Source organism: Brucella pseudogrignonensis (assembly GCF_002252525.1).
Lineage (GTDB): Bacteria > Pseudomonadota > Alphaproteobacteria > Rhizobiales > Rhizobiaceae > Brucella > Brucella pseudogrignonensis.
Window position 1 is genome coordinate 141076 of sequence record NZ_NNRM01000016.1, and the last position, 17736, is coordinate 158811.

Sequence of the window (17736 nt, forward strand, 5' to 3'; positions counted from 1 at the left end):
GGCCAACATCTCTGGAAACGCACAATAGTCAGGCCCGATGTATAACTATCTCGATTTTGAAAAACCCGTCGCCGACCTCGAAGGCCAGATCCTTGAGCTGAAGAAACTCGCTCAGGAACAGGGCAGTGTCGAGATGAGCGACGAGATCAGCCGTCTCGAGAAACGCTCGGCCGATGCGCTTAAAGATATCTACCGCAAACTGACCCCATGGCAGAAGGCGCAGATCGCCCGCCATCCGGATCGTCCGCATTGCCTGGAATATATCGACAAGCTGTTCACGGAATTCACGCCACTGGCAGGCGACCGTCAGTTTGCCAATGACGAAGCCATTCAAGGCGGCTTTGCCCGCTTCAATGGTCAGGCCGTTGCCATTCTGGGCCAGGAAAAAGGCTCGGATACCAAGACGCGCCTCAAGCACAATTTCGGCTCGGCCCGTCCGGAAGGCTACCGCAAGGCTGTGCGCATCATGGAAATGGCTGACCGTTTCCAGCTGCCGCTGATCACCTTCGTCGACACTGCCGGTGCCTATCCAGGCGTGAGCGCTGAAGAACGCGGTCAGGCGGAAGCCATTGCGCGCTCCACTGCTGAATGCCTCAAGCTGCGCGTGCCTGTCATCTCGATCATCATCGGTGAAGGCGGTTCGGGCGGCGCGATCGCGATTGCTGTCGCAAACCGCGTCTATATGCTCGAACATTCGATCTATTCGGTGATTTCACCTGAAGGTGCAGCTTCGATCCTCTGGCACGATTCCACGCGTGCAAAGGATGCAGCTTCCAACATGCGCATCACTGCGCAGGATCTGTTCGATCTCAAGGTTATCGACGGCATCATCCCGGAACCGCTCGGCGGCGCACATCGCGGCAAGGATGCCGTTATTGCGGCTGCGGGCGACATCATCACCGCCTCGCTGCGCTCGATGAAGGATGTCGATGGCGAAACGCTCAAGCAGGAGCGTCGTCAGAAGTTCCTCGACATCGGTCGTAACCTTTAATTTACCAACAATTTCAAAAATTGGCTCCGGCGCGCCCTTGGTGCGCCGGATTTGCATCGTGCTATTATTTCCGCCATATTGCGGACATTCTGTTTTTTAGGTATTTGAGCAACGGTTTATCAACGATACCGAAAGGTTTAGTTGTTAATATCCGGGCACCGAAAAGTCAGATTTGCTTAAATGCGTCGGTGACGCAGCTTCGATCAGATTCTGATGAAAGTTGAATACTGGTTGTTCTACCTATTTGTTTTTACGCATTATCCTATGCAAAACCGCTTCGCACTTTTGCTGGAAATGCTCTAACAGGCTCGATGCGATATGAAGATCAGAACCGCACTTCTTGGAACACTCTTGGCATCGGCTCTGCTTGCCGGTTGTCAGGGCTCGTCCGTTTCCGATCTCAGCTTACGCGCTGAAAAACCTCTTTCCGAGAAAATCGTCGCCAAGATGAAATCGAAGGGCATGACGCGCACTTCGCCGGTGATGGTTCGTATTTTCAAGGAAGAAGGCGTCCTCGAAGTCTGGAAGCAGAAGAACAACGGCAAATACGACCAGATTGCCTCTTATGAGATCTGCAAATGGTCAGGCAAGCTTGGTCCGAAATTCGTAGAGGGTGATCGTCAGGCGCCAGAGGGCTTCTATAATGTTCGCCCGGCACAAATGAACCCGAATTCGCAATATCACCTTGCCTTCAACATTGGCTTCCCGAATGCCTATGACCGCGCGCACAACCGCACCGGACAGAATCTGATGGTGCATGGCGCTTGCTCGTCATCGGGTTGTTATTCGATGACCGACGAAAGCGTCAGCGAGATTTATGCCTTTGGCCGCGATGCCTTCAAGGGCGGTCAGCGCGACTTCCAGATTCAGGCTTTCCCGTTCCGCATGACCGCAGCCAACATGGCACGTTACAAGAGCGACCAGAACTACGCATTCTGGAAGATGCTCAAGCAGGGCTATGACGCTTTTGAAACAACCAAGGTTCCGCCAAAGGTTGATGTCTGCGAAAAGCGTTATGTCTTCAACGTGCCAACGCCGGATGGTCAGCCGCTTTCAGCGACCGATGCCTGCCCACCTTCGGTCGGCTCGGAATCCATGGCTTACACGTCTTCTTATGAAAAGACGTTCCAGTCCGCATTCAGCGCGGCACAGAAGAAGCCTTCGCCGTCCATTCAGGGCATCGCAGAAGCCAAGCTGGTCTCCGAATGGAGTGCTGCGCGTGCACGCGGCGAGAAGGTAACGCGCGAACCGCCGTCGCTTTCGCCAGCATCGGCTGAAACGCCAAATGCACCGGATATCCAGCCTGCGGCAACGCCGATCTCGGCACAGCCTGCGACAGCCATTGCTGCAACGCCAGCAGTTGCTACTCCGGCTCAGACTGCTGCTCAGACTGCGGCAGTCCCTGTTCCGCAGGAAAATCCGGCAGCGGTTTCACCGATGACCACCGCAAGCACGGTCCCAGATGCTGTTGCAGCACCTGCACCGGAAAAGAAGAAGGCCTGGTGGAAGCTGGGTGGTAACTAATACCAGATGGATAAAGACGCTCCCGTCTATGATCTGAGAGGGCTTAAGTGCCCTCTTCCCGTTTTAAAGACGCGCAATCGCCTGCAGGATTTGCCGAGCGGCGCGCTTCTCTGGGTCGAAGCAACCGATCCTTTATCCGGTATCGACCTTCCGCATTTCTGCACGCAGGAAGGCCACGCTCTGCTCAAGCAGGAGCGCGACGAAAACCTTCACCGTTTTCTTATTCAGAAGAAATAAGGTCTGGAGCATAAGTCCCATCGAAGTGAAACGAGGGTCGATAAGATTATGCTTCAAATAAAAAGGCTTAGAGCGCCGGTCTGATACAATCAGATCGAAACGCGCTCTAAAGCATATCGCAGAAAAGTGCGAAGCGGTTTTCGGAACAAGATGCGCATAAAAAACAAAGAGATAGAGAAAGCGCAGCGGATATACTAACCGCGACGCGCTCTAACGTGTTGAATAGCCCGGAATAGCCAGCGGATTGTCCATCATCGCAGCACGGTCTGGACGATCAATGCCTGCCTTGCCGAGAAACGCGTCGAAAAGCTCGCGCACATAGGTTTCCGGCAGATCCTTCACGATCATCACCAGCAGCGTTTCATGCTCATCCTTCGGCCATTTCGGCAGGCGTGCTGGCGGATGAAAGATTTTCTGCACACCATGAATGACCAGCGGGCGATCCGGGTCTTCGGCGATCTGAACAATGCCCTTCACGCGCAAGAGCTTTTCGCCATGGGTCGAGCGCAGCAGATCGAGAAACATCTCGAATGTCGAGAACGGGATCGGTTCCTTGTGACACAGAGAGAAGGAACGAATGGCATCATCGTGATGATGATGGTGGTGGTGGTGATGGCCGTGGTCATGATCGTGATCGTGATCACAATCCGGTCCGCAGACATGGCCATGCCCGGAATGCGTATCGTGATGATGGTGCGAATGATCGTGGTCATCATGATGGTGATGATGATCATCCTCATAAGCTTCCGCACGAAGCCAGCGCTGAACATCGGCCGTCTTTGTTTCCGGATTATAAAGCCCACATTCAAACAACGCCGCATAGCCGGTGCGGCCATCGGATGCTTCAAGAATATCGGCACCCGGATTAAGCTGTTCGAGCCGTGCCTTGAGGTCTGCAAGTCCGGCTTGCGCCTCCGGCAGATCAGCTTTGGTAATGATGATGCGATCAGCCATCGCTGCCTGACGAACAGCTTCCTCATGATTGTTGAGGGTTGCCATACCGTTGACGGCGTCAACCGTTGTCAGCACGCCATCAAGGCGCAGAACCTGCATGAGAACAGGATGACCCATGATTGAGTGCAGCACAGGTGCCGGATCGGCAAGGCCTGTCGTCTCGATGATAATCCGCTTCAATGCCTTGATGCGCCCGGTCTGGAGGCGGTCGATCAGGTCAGCCAGCGTATCGACCAATTCACCACGCACGGTGCAGCACAGGCAGCCGTCGGCAAGCTCGATCACACCTTCACTGGCCTTTTCCACCAGCAGGTGATCGATGCTCACTTCACCAAATTCATTGATGATGACTGCCGTATCGGTCAGCTCTGGATCTTTCAGCAGCCGGTTAAGCAGTGTCGTCTTGCCCGAGCCGAGAAAGCCGGTCAGTACAGAAACAGGAATTGGTTGTGGCATGATCTCAGACTTAGTTGATTGTGGCTGCATTCACACCGGCAGCTGCGCGCTGCGGGCGTGGCATCGGCACAGGAACCTGCGAAATATCAAGCTGACCGACTTTCGTCACCTTTGCAGGTGGAGCCGAAACAAGGCCGACTTCAACGGGAACCGGCTCGCGGGTCATCGCATGAATATAGGGCGAGTTGAGCTGCAAACGGCCCTCGACATCGCGACCGTCCCAGCGGTCGGCCATGGCCTGCTGGCTGCAGATGGCCTTGCGCATATCAACAGCCTGATAGGCGGCACTGTTTGCTGGCGGCACCATGCTGCCAAGCGTTGGCACTCCGGCACCATTGTTGCGGAAAGCATCGGTCATCAGCTGTGCTGCCTGAACCGCACGCGTTTCCTGACGATCAGCACCCAGAACGACAGCCAGAATGGTGCGACCCTGACGGGTCGCGGAGCTGGCCAGATTGAAGCCGGAAGCACAAACGAAGCCGGTCTTCATGCCATCAGCACCATCGAAACGGCCAAGCAGAATATTGTAGTTGGCCTGTGGCTTCTTGCCGTCGCCCGTATCGATGGCTTCGGTTCCAAAGTAATGGGCATATTGCGGGAACTCACGACGCAGCTGCACGCCCAGAACGGCCAAATCATGCGCGGTCGAATAATTGTTCGGATCATGCAGGCCATTTGGGTTTGCAAAATGCGAACCGCTCATACCGATGCGCTGCGCTTCTGCATTCATGCGCTGCACGAAAGCCGATTCCGAACCACCAACGGATTCTGCAACAGCAACCGCCACGTCATTGGCGGACTTTACCAGCATGATCTTGAGCGCAGTGTCGAGCGTCATCACGGAGCCCGGACGATAGCCCATCTTGCTCGGCGGCTCTTTCGAGGCATTGACGGTCATTTTCACTGGCGATTCAAGCGTCATCTGACCCGACTGAAGCGCGCGGAACGTGACATAAGCGGTCATCATCTTGGTCAGCGAAGCCGGATACCAGCGCTGGAAAGGATCCTGCGCGGAATAAACCTTACCGGTGGCAACATCGACAGCAATCGATGGATTAGCCAGAGCAGCAGACAAGGTCAGGGCCGAAAGAGCCGCTGCTGTGCAAAGGATTTTCAACGACTTCGAGATCATTCGTAGTTCCAATCAGCAAGAGCCGCAATGTCTGCGGGCGATCGATTCCGCTTCCTGTTGTATCAACCTGCTAAAGTGACAACGGCGTGCGAATACGTCATTCAAAAAGGAAGATTTACACTGCTTCTATCTAAGCCATATGGCAATCAAAAGGCAAATAGGGATTGCCCGCTTTCACTGAAACGTCATATCCTCACTACTTCTGCTTATTGAGAATCTCAGGATATTTCCGAAATGCCAGTGCTTAATCGTGTCGTCGAAACTGCAAGCGAGATCGCCGCATGGCGTCGCCATCTGCATCAGAACCCTGAACTGCTCTATGACGTTCACGAAACGGCACGCTTTGTCGAAGAAAAGCTGAAATCTTTCGGCTGCGATCTGGTCGAAACCGGCGTCGGACGCAGCGGCGTCGTCGCGGTCATCAAGGGTCGTCACGGTGATGGTCCGGCCATTGGCCTGCGCGCCGATATGGATGCGCTGCCAATCACTGAAACCAGCGGCGTTGAATGGGCATCGAAAAATTCGGGCAAGGCACATTCCTGCGGACATGATGGCCACACGGCGATGCTGCTGGGTGCCGCACAGTATCTCGCTGAGACCCGCAACTTCCGTGGTTCTGCCGTTCTGCTGTTTCAGCCAGCTGAAGAAGGCGGCGCTGGCGCGCTGGCCATGGTTCAGGACGGTGTCATGGATCGCTTCGGCATTTCGGAAGTCTATGGCGTTCACAATCTGCCAAGCCTTCCTGTCGGCCAGTTTGCCATGTGCAAAGGCCCGATCATGGCTGCCACCGATGAATTCGACCTTTCGATCAAGGGGCGCGGCGGCCATGCAGCGCAACCGCACCGCACGATTGATCCTATCCTTGCCGGTTCACAGCTGCATCTCGCCATTCAGGGCATTGTTTCGCGCAATATCGATCCGCTCGATTCCCTCGTGATCTCGGTCACGAAGTTTCACGCAGGCGAGGCTTATAACGTCATTCCTGAAACGGCCAAGCTTTCAGGCACAGTGCGCACCTTGAGCAAGGAAACCCGCGCCTATGCCGAAAAGCGTATTCGTGAAGCAGCAGCAGGCATTGCATCGGTCAGCGGTGCAGAAATTACCGTTCGCTACAAGAACAACTATCCTGTGACCTACAACCACGATGACCAGACTGATTTTGCAGCCCGCGTTGCAAAAAATGTGGCTGGCGAAGGCAAGGTGAAAACCGATGTGGCTCCGATGATGGCTGCAGAAGATTTCTCCTACATGCTGGAATCGCGCCCGGGCGCCTATATCTTCCTGGGCAATGGCGACACGCCCGGCCTGCATCATCCGGCCTATGACTTCAACGATGAAGCAATTCCTTATGGCGTGAGCTATTTCGTGTCGGTGATCGAAACAGCACTTGCTGCCTGATCCAGAGTTCAAAAGAAATGCGCCTGCCCCGCTTTTTGCGGGGTTGGCGAAAGCCATGAAAAACAGTATGTGTCGAAAAATGCTCGAACCATTGGAATCAATGGCAAATACGAGCGTTTCTGATGACTGGTCCCGTAGCTCAGTAGGATAGAGCGCAAGATTCCTAATCTTGAGGCCACTGGTTCGAATCCAGTCGGGATCACCATTCATCTTCCGGGCAGGCAAATCCCTTCGCGCTCAAATTATCTTGAAGTCCTGTGATTTTCCGTAACCTGTGCTATACCCGCTCACGGTCTTGCGGTGGGCTTCTTAGTCCCTCTAACTGGTTGGCATATTTTTTTGCCGTGCGCTCGTCTTGCGACAAGGCGCAGAACTGTTCCTGGAACCAAAAGCCTGACCGTGAACACATCCCCCAGGATCGTCCGAGACGATCGACCGTAATGCTGGCTGCTTTGACGGGCAGACCCGCGCCTTCGCAAAGCTGAAACTACCATGAGTGTTATGCCGGAAGCCCAGACTTCGACCAGTGAACCAACCGCGTCACTGGAAGCGAAAAGCAATTTCCGGATTATTGCCCTGATCGTTGCAAGCGCGATGCTGATGGAACAGCTCGACGCTACCATCCTTGCGACTGCACTGCCGACAATGGCCCGGGATTTTGATGTCGCCGCCCCTTCGATGAGCGTGGCGCTCACCTCCTATCTGCTCAGCCTTGCGATTTTCATTCCTGCAAGCGGCAAAATCGCCGATCGCTTCGGCACCCGAACCGTGTTCCGCTTTGCCATCGGCATTTTCATACTCGGCTCGATCCTTTGCGCGCAGGCACCAAATCTGCCCTTTCTGGTCTTTGCCCGTCTGTTGCAAGGTGCCGGCGGAGCCATGATGCTGCCAGTCGGGCGTCTGGTTCTGATCCGCTCGGTCGAGCGCAAGGATCTCATCTCGGCAATGTCATGGATGCTGGTCCCTGCCCTGATGGGCCCAATCCTCGGCCCTCCCATCGGTGGTCTGTTCGTGACCTGGCTCGATTGGCGCTGGATTTTCTACATCAATGTGCCGATTGGCATTCTGGGCATGATTTTCGTCTCGCTCTATATTGGCGAATATAAAAGCGACACCAGAGAGCCGTTTGATTTCGTCGGCTTGATCCTGTCCGGCATAGCACTTGGCGCGCTGCTTTTCGGCCTTGAAAGTGCAAGCACGACCAGCGGTCTGGCAGCCAAGTTCTTTGTGGTCGGCATCGTGTTTGCAATTGCAACCGTCATCCACTCGCGCCGCCATCCCGCCCCGCTTCTCGATTTTTCGCTGATGCGGATTGAGAGCTTCGGCACCTCGATGATTGCCGGATCGATCACCCGCATCACGCAAGGGGCGCATCCCTTCTTGTTGCCCTTGATGCTGCAGGTCGCCTTTGGCATTTCAGCGGTTTCTGCTGGTAATATGGTACTGGCCACAGCGCTCGGTTCCATGGCCATGAAAGCCTTTGCGCCCAAGATCATCCGCCGGTTCGGTTTCCGCTCGTCACTGGTGGTGAACGGCATATTCTCATCATGCAGCTATGCGATTTGTGGCTTCTTCGGCCCTGAATGGCCACATTGGCTGATTTTTGCCGTGCTGTTCATGTCCGGCTTTTCAATGTCGTTCCAGTTCACCGCCTATAATACGGTGGCCTATGATAAGGTTGATGAAAAGCGGATGAGTTCGGCCAATAGCTTTTACTCAACCTTCCAGCAGCTCATGCTGTCCTTTGGTGTGTGTATCGGCGCGCTGGCCCTTCATTCATCCATGGCCTGGCACGACCGAGACGTGCCACTGACCTCGGATTTCTCGATCGCCTTCTTTATCGTCACCGGCATATCGCTGACAGCAACTTTCTGGAACCTGCGCTTTGCAAAACACGCAGGCGAACAGATGCGCGGAAGATGAGGAATGGGGGCTTACCCCCCATAAGGCCAGTTGGCCTGCGAGAATACACCACCATCGACCCAGAGCGTCTGCCCTGTCACAAAACGCGCAGCGTCGGACGCCAGAAACAGCACCGGCCCTGATATATCCTCGGCAGAACCAACGCGACGCAGCGGCGTGATCCGGCTCCAGGTGTCTGCATAGTCGGGCTGTTCCTGCATTGTGCGTTCGTTGAGAATGGCGCCCGGCGCAACACAATTGACCCTGATACCATTCGGCCCAAGCTCAACAGCAGAGACTTTGGTAAACTGCTCGATACCGCCTTTTGATGCCGTATAGGAAACGAGGCTGGGAAAAGCGAGCTTGTTGCAGCCCGAGCCTATATTGATGATCGCACCGCCTTTGCCGACCTCGACCATGCGCCGGGCTGCAGCCTGTGTGTTGAGAAAGCAGCCCTTCATATTGGTGCGAATGACATCGTCCCAATCGTCTTCCGAAAGCTCCAGCAACGGCCCCCAGGTCTGAATACCGGCATTATTGACGAGCACGTCAGGCGCATCGCCATACCAGCTGCAGACTTCATCGAAAAATGCGTCAACGTCACTTCCAACGCCGACATCACAAGCGACACCCAGCGCCTGACCGCCTGAAAGCTCAATCTCTTCCATGAGTGTCTCTGCAGTGTCTTCATCGCCAAGATAGCTGAAAGCCACAGTGTAACCTGCTTCGGCAAATGCTGAGACCAGATGCCTGCCAATGCCGGTGCTGCCACCGGTGACGACCGCAAATCCACTCATAAAATTCCCTCCCGAAATCTTGTGAGTGAGACTTTAGTTGAGTTTTTCCAATGGTAAAGCCGGAAAGACTGAAATAAAATTCTGGCGAAAGAGGAGATCCGAATGAACCCCAATATTGAAGTTGCCAATGGTGCCTGCCACTGCGGAACCGTTCGCTTTCGCGTCAAACTATCAGATGGCCTTAACACTGCGCGCCGCTGCACCTGCTCCTATTGCAGAATGCGTGGAGCTGTCGCCGTTTCCGCAGATCTGAATGGCGTTGAAGTTCTGGAAGGAGAAGATGCGCTGACGCTCTACACATTCAATACGGGCGCGGCCAAGCATTATTTCTGCTCGAAATGCGGGATCTACACCTTCCACCAGCGCCGATCCAACCCTCAACAATTCGGTGTCAATGCCGCATGTCTCGAAGGCGTCTCACCTTTCGACTTCAAGGTCATTCCGGTCAATGACGGCGTGAACCACCCGTCCGACAATCCGAACTACAAAGGCTCCGGCATCGCGGGTTATCTGCGTTTTGAGGTGAACGAAGACTAACCCCGCGCGCGCCGTTTGTGTTCGTTTTTCTCCCATGAAAACACAACAGGCGGCAGCGGGTCGAGACCGCGAATAATATCCGCACCCTTTTCGCCGACCATGATGGTCGGCGCATTGGTGTTGCACGAGGGAACGCGCGGCATGATCGAGCTGTCGCAAACCCGCAGACCTTCAAGACCACGCACTTTAAGTTCCAGATCGACAACGGCCATCGCATCCGTCCCCATCCTGCAGGTTCCGACCGGATGATGATCGGTCTTGGCATTGGCGCAGGCATAATCGAACAGATCATCGTCACTGACGACCTTTGGCCCCGGCAGACGTTCGGCCATCACATAAGGTTTCAATGCATCCTGGCTCAGGATTTCGCGCGCGATCTTCAGACCTTCAAGCGACATCTTGCGATCATGCGGATCACTCCAGTAATTCGGGTCGATCAGGGGGGCTGCAGCCGGATCATTGGAAGCCAGCCGCACGGTTCCACGCGAACGCGGATGCAGATAAGCAGAATTAAGCGTCACGCCTGCATTCTTGAGCTTCTCGACGCCAGCTTCAATGCCCGAACCAAGCCCCAGATGAAACTGAATATCCGGTGAGCGGGCATCCGGATCAGCATACCAGAAGCCGCCGGTTTCAAAGAGGCTGGACGCCACCGGGCCAGAGCGCAGAAAGATATATTGCAGGCCCGCGCCCAGCGTCCGATGCAACTTTGCCACGCCATCATAGGTGTGATCGCCCGTACATTCGGCAATGACAAACAGATCGAGGTGATCCTGCATGTTCTCACCCACACCCGGCAGATCGTGCCTCACATTAACGCCAGCCTTTTTAAGATGGTCAGCAGGGCCGATACCCGATTGCAGCAGAAGCTTCGGTGAGCCGATAGCGCCGGACGAGACAATCACCTCGCGGTTTGCGCGCAAAACCTCGCCGCTCATCAGTGTTACGCCGGTGACTAGGGTCTTTTCGAGATCGATACTGCGCACCGGCGCATTCATCCGCACGGTAAGGTTCTTGCGATCCCTGATCGTCGCGAGATAGGCAAGGGATGCTGACGAGCGGCGGCGATTGCGCTGGGTGAGCTGATAAAAGCCGACACCTGCCTGCTCACGACCATTGAAATCCGGGTTATACGGAATGCCGAGTTCTTGACCCGCGCGGATATAGGCGTCGCAAATCGGCAATGGTGCAGACGGCATCGAAACGCCAAGCGGCCCGCCATAGGAGTGAAAATCATCGTTGAAACGCTGATTGTCTTCAGCCCGTTTGAAATAGGGCAGCACATGGCGATAGTCCCAGCCGGTACAGCCGTCCTCATTAGCCCATAGATCATAATCGGCTGCATTGCCGCGTGTATAAATCTGCGCATTGATGCTGGAGCCGCCGCCGATGACTTTTGCCTGCGTATAGCGCAACACACGGTTTTTGAGGTGCTTCTGCGGAACGGTTTCCCACCCCCAGCTCGCCACACCCTTGGTCATCTTTGCAAAACCGGCAGGCATGTGAAACAGCGGATTCCAGTCGCTTCCGCCTGCTTCCAGCAGCAGCACTTTGATCGCTGCATCTTCGCTCAGACGATTGGCGAGAACGCAACCGGCAGGACCGCCGCCAACAATGATATAGTCATACTTCATGCGTTTCTCCTCCCGAGAAACTAAAGCTTCGCAATCGACAGGCCACCATCGGCATTGATCGCCGAGCCCGTCGCAAAAATGAAATCGCCGCCTGCAAGCCCGGCCACAATAGCGCCGACATCGCCTGCCTCGCCCCAGCGTTTCATCGGCACCAGACCACCTTCGATCAGTCCGTCATAACGCTCGGCAACACGCGCTGTCATATCAGTGCGTATGATACCGGGACGCACCTCGAACACGCCGATCCGTGCTTCGGCCAGCCGAAGCGCAAGCCCCTGCACGAAGGCCGTCAGACCCGCTTTGCTGATGCAGTAATCAAGCCTTTCGGGCGAAGTCATTACCGACGAAACCGAACTGATCGTCACGATACTGCGCGGAAAACGCACATCCGTCACCGCCAGCATGGATTTCACCACCGCTTGCGTAAAAAACACCGTACCGCGCAGGTTCACATCAATAATCGTGTCAAAATTCTCAGGTTTCAGCCCGAGAAAATCGCCGCGCTCGACCGAGCCCATACCTGCATTGTTGACCAGACAATCGATGCCCCCAAGCTCATTCACAACGGCTGCAACCGTCGCTTCGTGCGTTTCGATAGATGCCAGATCGCTTTCAAAGAAAGCCACCCTTCCCCCAAGCCCGCGCAATTCATGGATGACCGCCTCATCACGTTCACGGTCGGTAATCGCCAGATCAAACCCTTTGGCGGCCAAAGCACGCGCTATGCCAAGCCCGATACCACGCCGCCCGCCAGTCACCAGTGCCACAGGTCTTTGACGGCTCATACCAGTACCTCCGCTTGAATGTGATCAGCAACGCGCAGAGCCTGCGCGGCAATGGTCAGCGCGGGATTAACCGCCGCCGATGTCGGCAGAAACGACGCATCGACCACATAGAGATTGGGGTGATCATAAGCACGGCAATAAGGATCAAGCGGCGCTGTTGCTGGATTATTGCCGATACGTACCGTGCCGCATTGATGCGATGGTGTTCGCCTGTCGAACGCCCGCGACAGCACGATTGGAAACCCTGCTGCACGCAGCGCCGATTTGAGCTTATCAACCAGCATCAGATGCGCCTTCCAGTTGGAACGCACCCAATGCAGAATGATGCGATCACCATCCACGCTCACGCGACTTTCCGGCGATGGCAGATCTTCGCTCATCGCGTAGAAATCAATCGTATGTCCGGCAATGCGGTTTAAAAGCCATTCCGGCACCTGGCGCATATTGGATTTCAGGATCGCGCCCGAAACCCGCCCCAGCAATTGCACATTGCCAAGCGGTGGCCCGCCAGCCCCATCGCTGAGATAGTAGTCGTTAAAGCCAAAGGTCTTCTGGTAGACGCTGTCATTGCGATAGCGCGGATCAAACCCAATCACCGCACTGGCATTGTGGTTCATGAAATTGCGACCGACCTGATCGGAACGGTTCGCCAGTCCCGAACGCAGCAAAAGCGCTGCCGACTGAACCGCACCCGCTGAAAGAATGACGAGCTTTGGACGCAGGACCAGCGCTTCGCCATTCTTCACATAATGAACAGCTGTAATGGTTTTACCATCAGGCCCGGTTTCCAGCTTCGTTACCCGCGCGGAGGTTTCAAGCCGGACATTTGGATGTTTGAGCGCAAGTGCTAACGGACAAGTCTCCGCATCCATCTTGCCGTCATTGCTGTTGGGATGCGCGTCCCACGGCGTTTTTGCCTTCGCCAGCCAGCGCTCAATATCAACACCTAATGGCAAGGAAGCCGGATGCAACCCTGCCTTCTTCAGTCGTGCACGCAGATCGGCAATCGGGCTTTCATCACGGATAGCTGGATAGGAATAGGGCTTAGAATGATAGGGTTCGGTCGGGTCATCGCCCAATTCACCGCGCACCTGAAAAAGCTCTTCCGCCTTGCAATACCAGGGTTCAAGTTCATCATAGGCGAAGGGCCACGCCGGAGACACGCCTTCAAGATGCGCAAGCTCCTCAAAATCCTCGCGCCGATAGCGCACCAACACTGCGCCATAGAATTTGGAATTGCCGCCGACATTGTAATAATTTCCGGGATTGAACGGCGTGCCATCCGTCTCATACCAGAATTCTTTCGGGCGAAAGAAACCACGCTGGAAAATGGCGCGTGGATCGCGGTTTTCCGGTCTGTCCGGCAGATGCTCCCCTGCCTCAAGAATAAGAATGTCGGCACCTGATGCGCTCAGACCGGCGGCCATCGTCGCGCCGCCGATACCCGATCCGATAATGACGATATCCGGCTGTCCTCCCAAAGCCGTCACTCCCTACTTAGCCTGCGGCATCCACCAGCCGGTGCGCGCACCGATATGCATGTTGAGCGTTTTGGTTTCGGTATAATCCTCCACCGCATGACGGCCCAACTCGCGACCCAGACCCGACTGGCGATAACCGCCAAAAGGCAGTTCTGGTGTGCCATCCATGAAAGTGTTCATCCAGACTGTACCGGCGCGCACCTTGCGCCCGATGCTCATGCAGGTATCGAAATCGCGGCTCCAAACGCCAGCCGAAAGCCCGTAATCAACCGCGTTGGCAATGGAGATCGCCTCATCCACCGTATCGAAGGAAAGCACCGACAGGACAGGACCGAACACTTCTTCACGCGCCACGGCCATGTCGGCTTTCACGCCTGCAATGATGGTCGGCCCCATATATTGGCCGAGGCCGAGATCCAGCACATCGCCGCCATGGGCAATCGCAGCGCCCGCCTTCTTGGCCTGATCGACATAAGCGCCAACCTTGCTCAGATGCTGCGGCGTGATGATCGCGCCCACCTGCGTGCTGACATCGAGCGGATCACCGACGATGACCTTTTTCGACAGATCAGCGACGCGCCCGACAATCTCATCGACAATCGAGCGATGCACGATCAGCCGCGAACCGGCATTGCAGCATTCGCCCGCATTGAACCATGCGCCAAACACCGCAGCGTCGATGAAGGCATCCATATCCGCATCCGGGAACAGGATTTGCGGGTTCTTGCCGCCAAGTTCCAGCGACACTTTCTTCAGCGTCTGCGCCGCATTGGCCATGGTCAGCTTGCCGACACCAGTGGAACCGGTGAATGACACCATGTCCACATCCGGATGCGTGCTCATATGCTGGCCGACATCAGCACCCGTTCCGGTGACGATGTTGACCACCCCGTCCGGCACGCCTGCCTCGGCCAGAATTTCACCCAGCACCAGTGTCGAACCAGAGGTTAGTTCCGAAGGCTTTACAACCGCCGTGCAACCCGCCGCCAAGGCGAAAGGCAGCTTCTGACCGACGATCAGGAACGGAAAGTTCCACGGCGTGATGATGGAGACAACACCAATCGCCTCACGCAGCACAACGCCCAAAGTGCCATCGCCCAGCGTATTATAACTCTCGCCATGCAGATCACGCGCAAGCGCTGCCGCATAACGCCAGATATCGACGGAACCGGCAATCTCGCCGCGTACCTGACTGATCGGCTTTCCAGCTTCTATCGCATCGAGATAGGCAAGCTCTTCCGCCCGCGCTTCGATCAGATCAGCGGCTTTCAGCAGCACCAGCGAGCGCTGCGATGCCGTTTTGGACGACCAGCGCCCGTCATCGAAAGCCTTGCGCGCTGCCGCAACGGCGCGTTCCACATCCGCCTTGTTGCCAGTGGGATAACGGCTCACCGTCACGCCATGGCCGGGAGCAACGCGCTCGATGCTGCCGCCGCTCTGGCTTTGCACCCATTTGCCATCGATCAGCATGGAGAATTCGCGGACAGCCAGTCCTGCCAGCGGCTGCGGTTTTACGATCGTGCTCATCACCATTCTCCCTTAAAATTCGCTTCGCGCTTTTCGCTGAACGAGCGCACGCCTTCCTTCAGATCGCCGGTCTTGGCGACAAGGATGGAACCCAATGCCTCGACGGCGGTTCCATTGTCCTCGCCATTGGCGACGGAAAGCATCAGTTTGGAAATTTCCAGTGCAGCGGGTCCGCGCTTGGCCACCCGCGCCGCATAGTCTTGTGCTGCCTGCAAAGCTGCGCCCGTCTCCACAACGGCATCGACAAGCCCATGTGACAGCGCTTCTTCAGCCGTGAACATTTCGCCGCCCAGCACCATGCGGCGCACGATCTGCGCACCGAAACGGCGCACAAGGCGCTGCGTACCCGACCAGCCGGGGATCATGCCAAGCGAGGTTTCCGGCAAGCCGATCTTCGCCTGTCGTTCGACAATGCGGATATCGGCAGCGCCTGCCAGTTCCAGACCGCCGCCCAAAGCATGGCCGTTCATCGCTGCGATCAGTGGCACACGCAAAGTCGCAAGCCGCTCGAACACACGATGACCGTAGCGCACCCAGGCATGGCCGAATTCCGCCGGTTCCATGCCGCCCCAGGCCTTGATGTCACCGCCGGCAGAAAAGGCTTTGCCCTCACCGGTCAGGATTGCAACCCGCACGCTGCTATCCGCCTCCACCCGATCACAGGCTGCAGACAATTCCTGCAAAAGCTCAATATCGAATGCATTGAGCTTTTCGGGACGCTTGATCGTCATGACCGCGATGTGGTTCTCGGTCGCAATTTCTATCCGATCAGCCATTTCACGCCTCCAGCTTTCGCGCAGGCTTTTGCGGCAGCGAGAGCCCAATCGGCTCTTCGCGGAACAGCGCTTCATCCATAATTTTGAGCTGATCGGAAACGATCAGCGGAAACTCAGCCTGATCGAGAATATGCGCCTGCAAATCCACACCCGGCGCAATCTCGGTGAGTACAATGCCTTCCGCCGTCAGCTTCATCACAGCGCGTTCCGTGACATAGGTGATGTCCTGTCCCTGCGCGACACTGCGCGGACCGGAGAAGGTGACATGCTCGACTTCATTGACGAGTTTTTTGAGCTTACCTTCCTTCTCGATCACCAGCTTGCCATCGGCGACGGAAAGCTTGGCCCCTGCATTGAACATGCCGGAGAAAACGATCATCCTGGCCCTTGCCGTAATGTCCACAAAGCCGCCTGCCCCTGCCGTGACATGCGGACGGAATGACAGCTTCGACACATTGACCGAGCCGTCGCGTCCGATCTCCAGGAAGGACAAGAGCGACGCATCGAAGCCTGCGCCCTGAAAATAGGTGAACTGATAGGGCGATGGCATATAAGCGTCGGCATTCGCCGCGCAGCCAAAGGCAAAATCCAGCAATGGCACGCCGCCAACAGCGCCCTGCTCGATCACCCATGTCACGGCGCCGTGCAGGCCTTCCTCCAGCAGAATACGCGGCACATTGGCGGAAATGCCAAAGCCGAGATTGACCGCGCTGCCCGCCTGCAATTCCTGTGAGACACGGCGCGCTATCGCCTTCTGGATATTAAATTCGGCCAGACGAAACGTATCGATCGGGCGGAAGATCTCGCCCGAAATCGCCGGATCATACAGCGTTTGCGTCGTCTGTTTCTGGTCGGGATCGACCACGATATAATCAACCAGAACGCCCGGCACTCGCACATCATGCGGCTTCAGCGTGCCTTCCTTAGCGATGCGCTTTACCTGCGCAATGACGATGCCGCCATTGTTGCGCGCAGCCAGCGCCTGATCCAGCCCACCAAGATAAGCGCCTTCATGCTCATAGGTGAGGTTGCCACGCTCATCCGCCGTCGTGGCGCGAATGATCGCCACTTGCGGGATGATGGAAGGAAAATAGAGCCAGTCTTCGCCTTCGAAGCTGACATGTTTCACAACCGGTTCCTGCGCGGCCTTGTCATTCATCGCCGTGCCCTGACGCTTTGGATCGACAAACGTATCAAGACCCACCTTGGTCAGCACGCCGGGGCGCTTGGCCGCAGCTTCGCGGTGCATATCGAACAAAATGCCCGACGGAATATTATAGGCCGGAATCTCATTATTGGTGATCATCTGCCAGATCAGCGGCGGCTCGGCACTGGACGGGCCCGACGGATAGGAACCGCCGATGATCTTCCTCAGCAATCCCGTCTTGGCAATGTAATCCACGCCCTTTATGCCGCTCATATCGCCCGCCGCAATCGGATGCAGCGTGGTGATATTTTTCGGATGGCCGGTTTCATCAAAGCGCTCGCCGATGGCTTTCAGCGTCAGATCGGGACAGCCAAGACCGCTTGATGATGAGACGGAAACGACAGCGTTATCGGGAATAAGTGATGCTGCTTCCGCAAATGAAATATGTTTGCTCATAA

Annotated in this window: 15 protein-coding genes and 1 tRNA gene; 7 read left to right on the plus strand and 9 right to left on the minus strand. The window is 55.9% G+C overall.

Annotation, left to right across the window (positions count from 1 at the left end; genetic code table 11):
• The first annotated feature begins 37 nt into the window (after nucleotides 1-37).
• From CEV34_RS06475 to CEV34_RS06485, 3 genes are all read left to right on the plus strand, one after another.
• Nucleotides 38-991, plus strand: coding sequence for an acetyl-CoA carboxylase carboxyltransferase subunit alpha (locus CEV34_RS06475; RefSeq protein WP_007872298.1), 954 nt, complete (start codon nucleotides 38-40; stop codon nucleotides 989-991).
• A gap of 318 nt (nucleotides 992-1309) precedes the next feature.
• Nucleotides 1310-2515 (plus strand): L,D-transpeptidase family protein, encoded by a 1206-nt coding sequence (locus CEV34_RS06480; protein WP_094543475.1) that lies wholly within the window; start codon nucleotides 1310-1312, stop codon nucleotides 2513-2515.
• A gap of 6 nt (nucleotides 2516-2521) precedes the next feature.
• A complete protein-coding gene (locus tag CEV34_RS06485; protein WP_007872303.1) occupies nucleotides 2522-2752 on the plus strand; it encodes a sulfurtransferase TusA family protein in 231 nt (76 codons plus the stop codon).
• Nucleotides 2753-2962: 210 nt separating this feature from the next.
• Here CEV34_RS06485 and CEV34_RS06490 read toward each other — a convergent pair whose 3' ends face one another.
• Nucleotides 2963-4162, minus strand: coding sequence for a CobW family GTP-binding protein (locus CEV34_RS06490; protein WP_007872304.1), 1200 nt, complete (start codon nucleotides 4160-4162; stop codon nucleotides 2963-2965).
• Between the two features lie 10 nt (nucleotides 4163-4172).
• Entirely contained in the window at nucleotides 4173-5294 is a 1122-nt protein-coding gene (locus CEV34_RS06495; RefSeq protein ID WP_007872307.1) for a D-alanyl-D-alanine carboxypeptidase family protein, read from the minus strand.
• 234 nt (nucleotides 5295-5528) lie between these two features.
• On the opposite strand from CEV34_RS06495, the gene CEV34_RS06500 reads away from it, so the two are divergent.
• The 3 genes from CEV34_RS06500 (at nucleotide 5529) to CEV34_RS06510 (ending at nucleotide 8615) form a co-directional block, all read left to right on the plus strand.
• On the plus strand, nucleotides 5529-6692 hold the full coding sequence (locus tag CEV34_RS06500) for a M20 aminoacylase family protein (RefSeq protein ID WP_007872315.1): 1164 nt from the start codon (nucleotides 5529-5531) through the stop codon (nucleotides 6690-6692).
• Nucleotides 6693-6820: 128 nt separating this feature from the next.
• Nucleotides 6821-6897 (plus strand) — tRNA-Arg (locus tag CEV34_RS06505).
• A gap of 287 nt (nucleotides 6898-7184) precedes the next feature.
• On the plus strand, nucleotides 7185-8615 hold the full coding sequence (locus tag CEV34_RS06510; protein WP_007872316.1) for a DHA2 family efflux MFS transporter permease subunit: 1431 nt from the start codon (nucleotides 7185-7187) through the stop codon (nucleotides 8613-8615).
• 11 nt (nucleotides 8616-8626) lie between these two features.
• Here the strand turns inward: CEV34_RS06510 and CEV34_RS06515 are convergent, their stop codons facing one another.
• On the minus strand, nucleotides 8627-9391 hold the full coding sequence (locus CEV34_RS06515; protein WP_007872318.1) for an SDR family NAD(P)-dependent oxidoreductase: 765 nt from the start codon (nucleotides 9389-9391) through the stop codon (nucleotides 8627-8629).
• A 102-nt stretch (nucleotides 9392-9493) separates the two neighbouring features.
• Between CEV34_RS06515 and CEV34_RS06520 the strand changes: the two genes are divergently transcribed.
• Nucleotides 9494-9928 (plus strand): GFA family protein, encoded by a 435-nt coding sequence (locus CEV34_RS06520; protein ID WP_007872320.1) that lies wholly within the window; start codon nucleotides 9494-9496, stop codon nucleotides 9926-9928.
• Here CEV34_RS06520 and CEV34_RS06525 read toward each other — a convergent pair.
• The 6 genes from CEV34_RS06525 to CEV34_RS06550 are packed head-to-tail and all read right to left on the minus strand — an operon-like array spanning nucleotide 9925 to nucleotide 17734.
• Nucleotides 9925-11562: a GMC family oxidoreductase gene (locus CEV34_RS06525; protein WP_007872322.1), complete on the minus strand. Its 1638-nt coding sequence runs from the start codon at nucleotides 11560-11562 to the stop codon at nucleotides 9925-9927. The two genes, CEV34_RS06520 and CEV34_RS06525, sit on opposite strands and share 4 nt — an antisense overlap.
• 20 nt (nucleotides 11563-11582) lie before the next feature.
• Nucleotides 11583-12347, minus strand: a complete 765-nt coding sequence (locus CEV34_RS06530) for a 3-ketoacyl-ACP reductase (protein WP_007872330.1) — start codon at nucleotides 12345-12347, stop codon at nucleotides 11583-11585.
• The gene (locus tag CEV34_RS06535; protein WP_007872348.1) at nucleotides 12344-13828 is read right to left on the minus strand and encodes a GMC oxidoreductase; all 1485 of its coding nucleotides are present in this window, start codon (nucleotides 13826-13828) and stop codon (nucleotides 12344-12346) included. Before CEV34_RS06535 ends, CEV34_RS06530 begins: the two co-directional genes overlap by 4 nt.
• Nucleotides 13829-13840: 12 nt before the next feature.
• Nucleotides 13841-15361 carry an aldehyde dehydrogenase family protein gene (locus tag CEV34_RS06540; protein ID WP_007872351.1) on the minus strand — a complete coding sequence of 507 codons (1521 nt, stop codon included), beginning with the start codon at nucleotides 15359-15361 and terminating at the stop codon, nucleotides 13841-13843.
• Nucleotides 15355-16131 (minus strand): enoyl-CoA hydratase/isomerase family protein, encoded by a 777-nt coding sequence (locus CEV34_RS06545; protein ID WP_007872353.1) that lies wholly within the window; start codon nucleotides 16129-16131, stop codon nucleotides 15355-15357. Before CEV34_RS06545 ends, CEV34_RS06540 begins: the two co-directional genes overlap by 7 nt.
• Nucleotide 16132: 1 nt before the next feature.
• Complete coding sequence (locus CEV34_RS06550) at nucleotides 16133-17734, minus strand: acyl CoA:acetate/3-ketoacid CoA transferase (RefSeq protein WP_007872356.1); 1602 nt, start codon at nucleotides 17732-17734, stop codon at nucleotides 16133-16135.
• Nucleotides 17735-17736 lie beyond the last annotated feature (2 nt).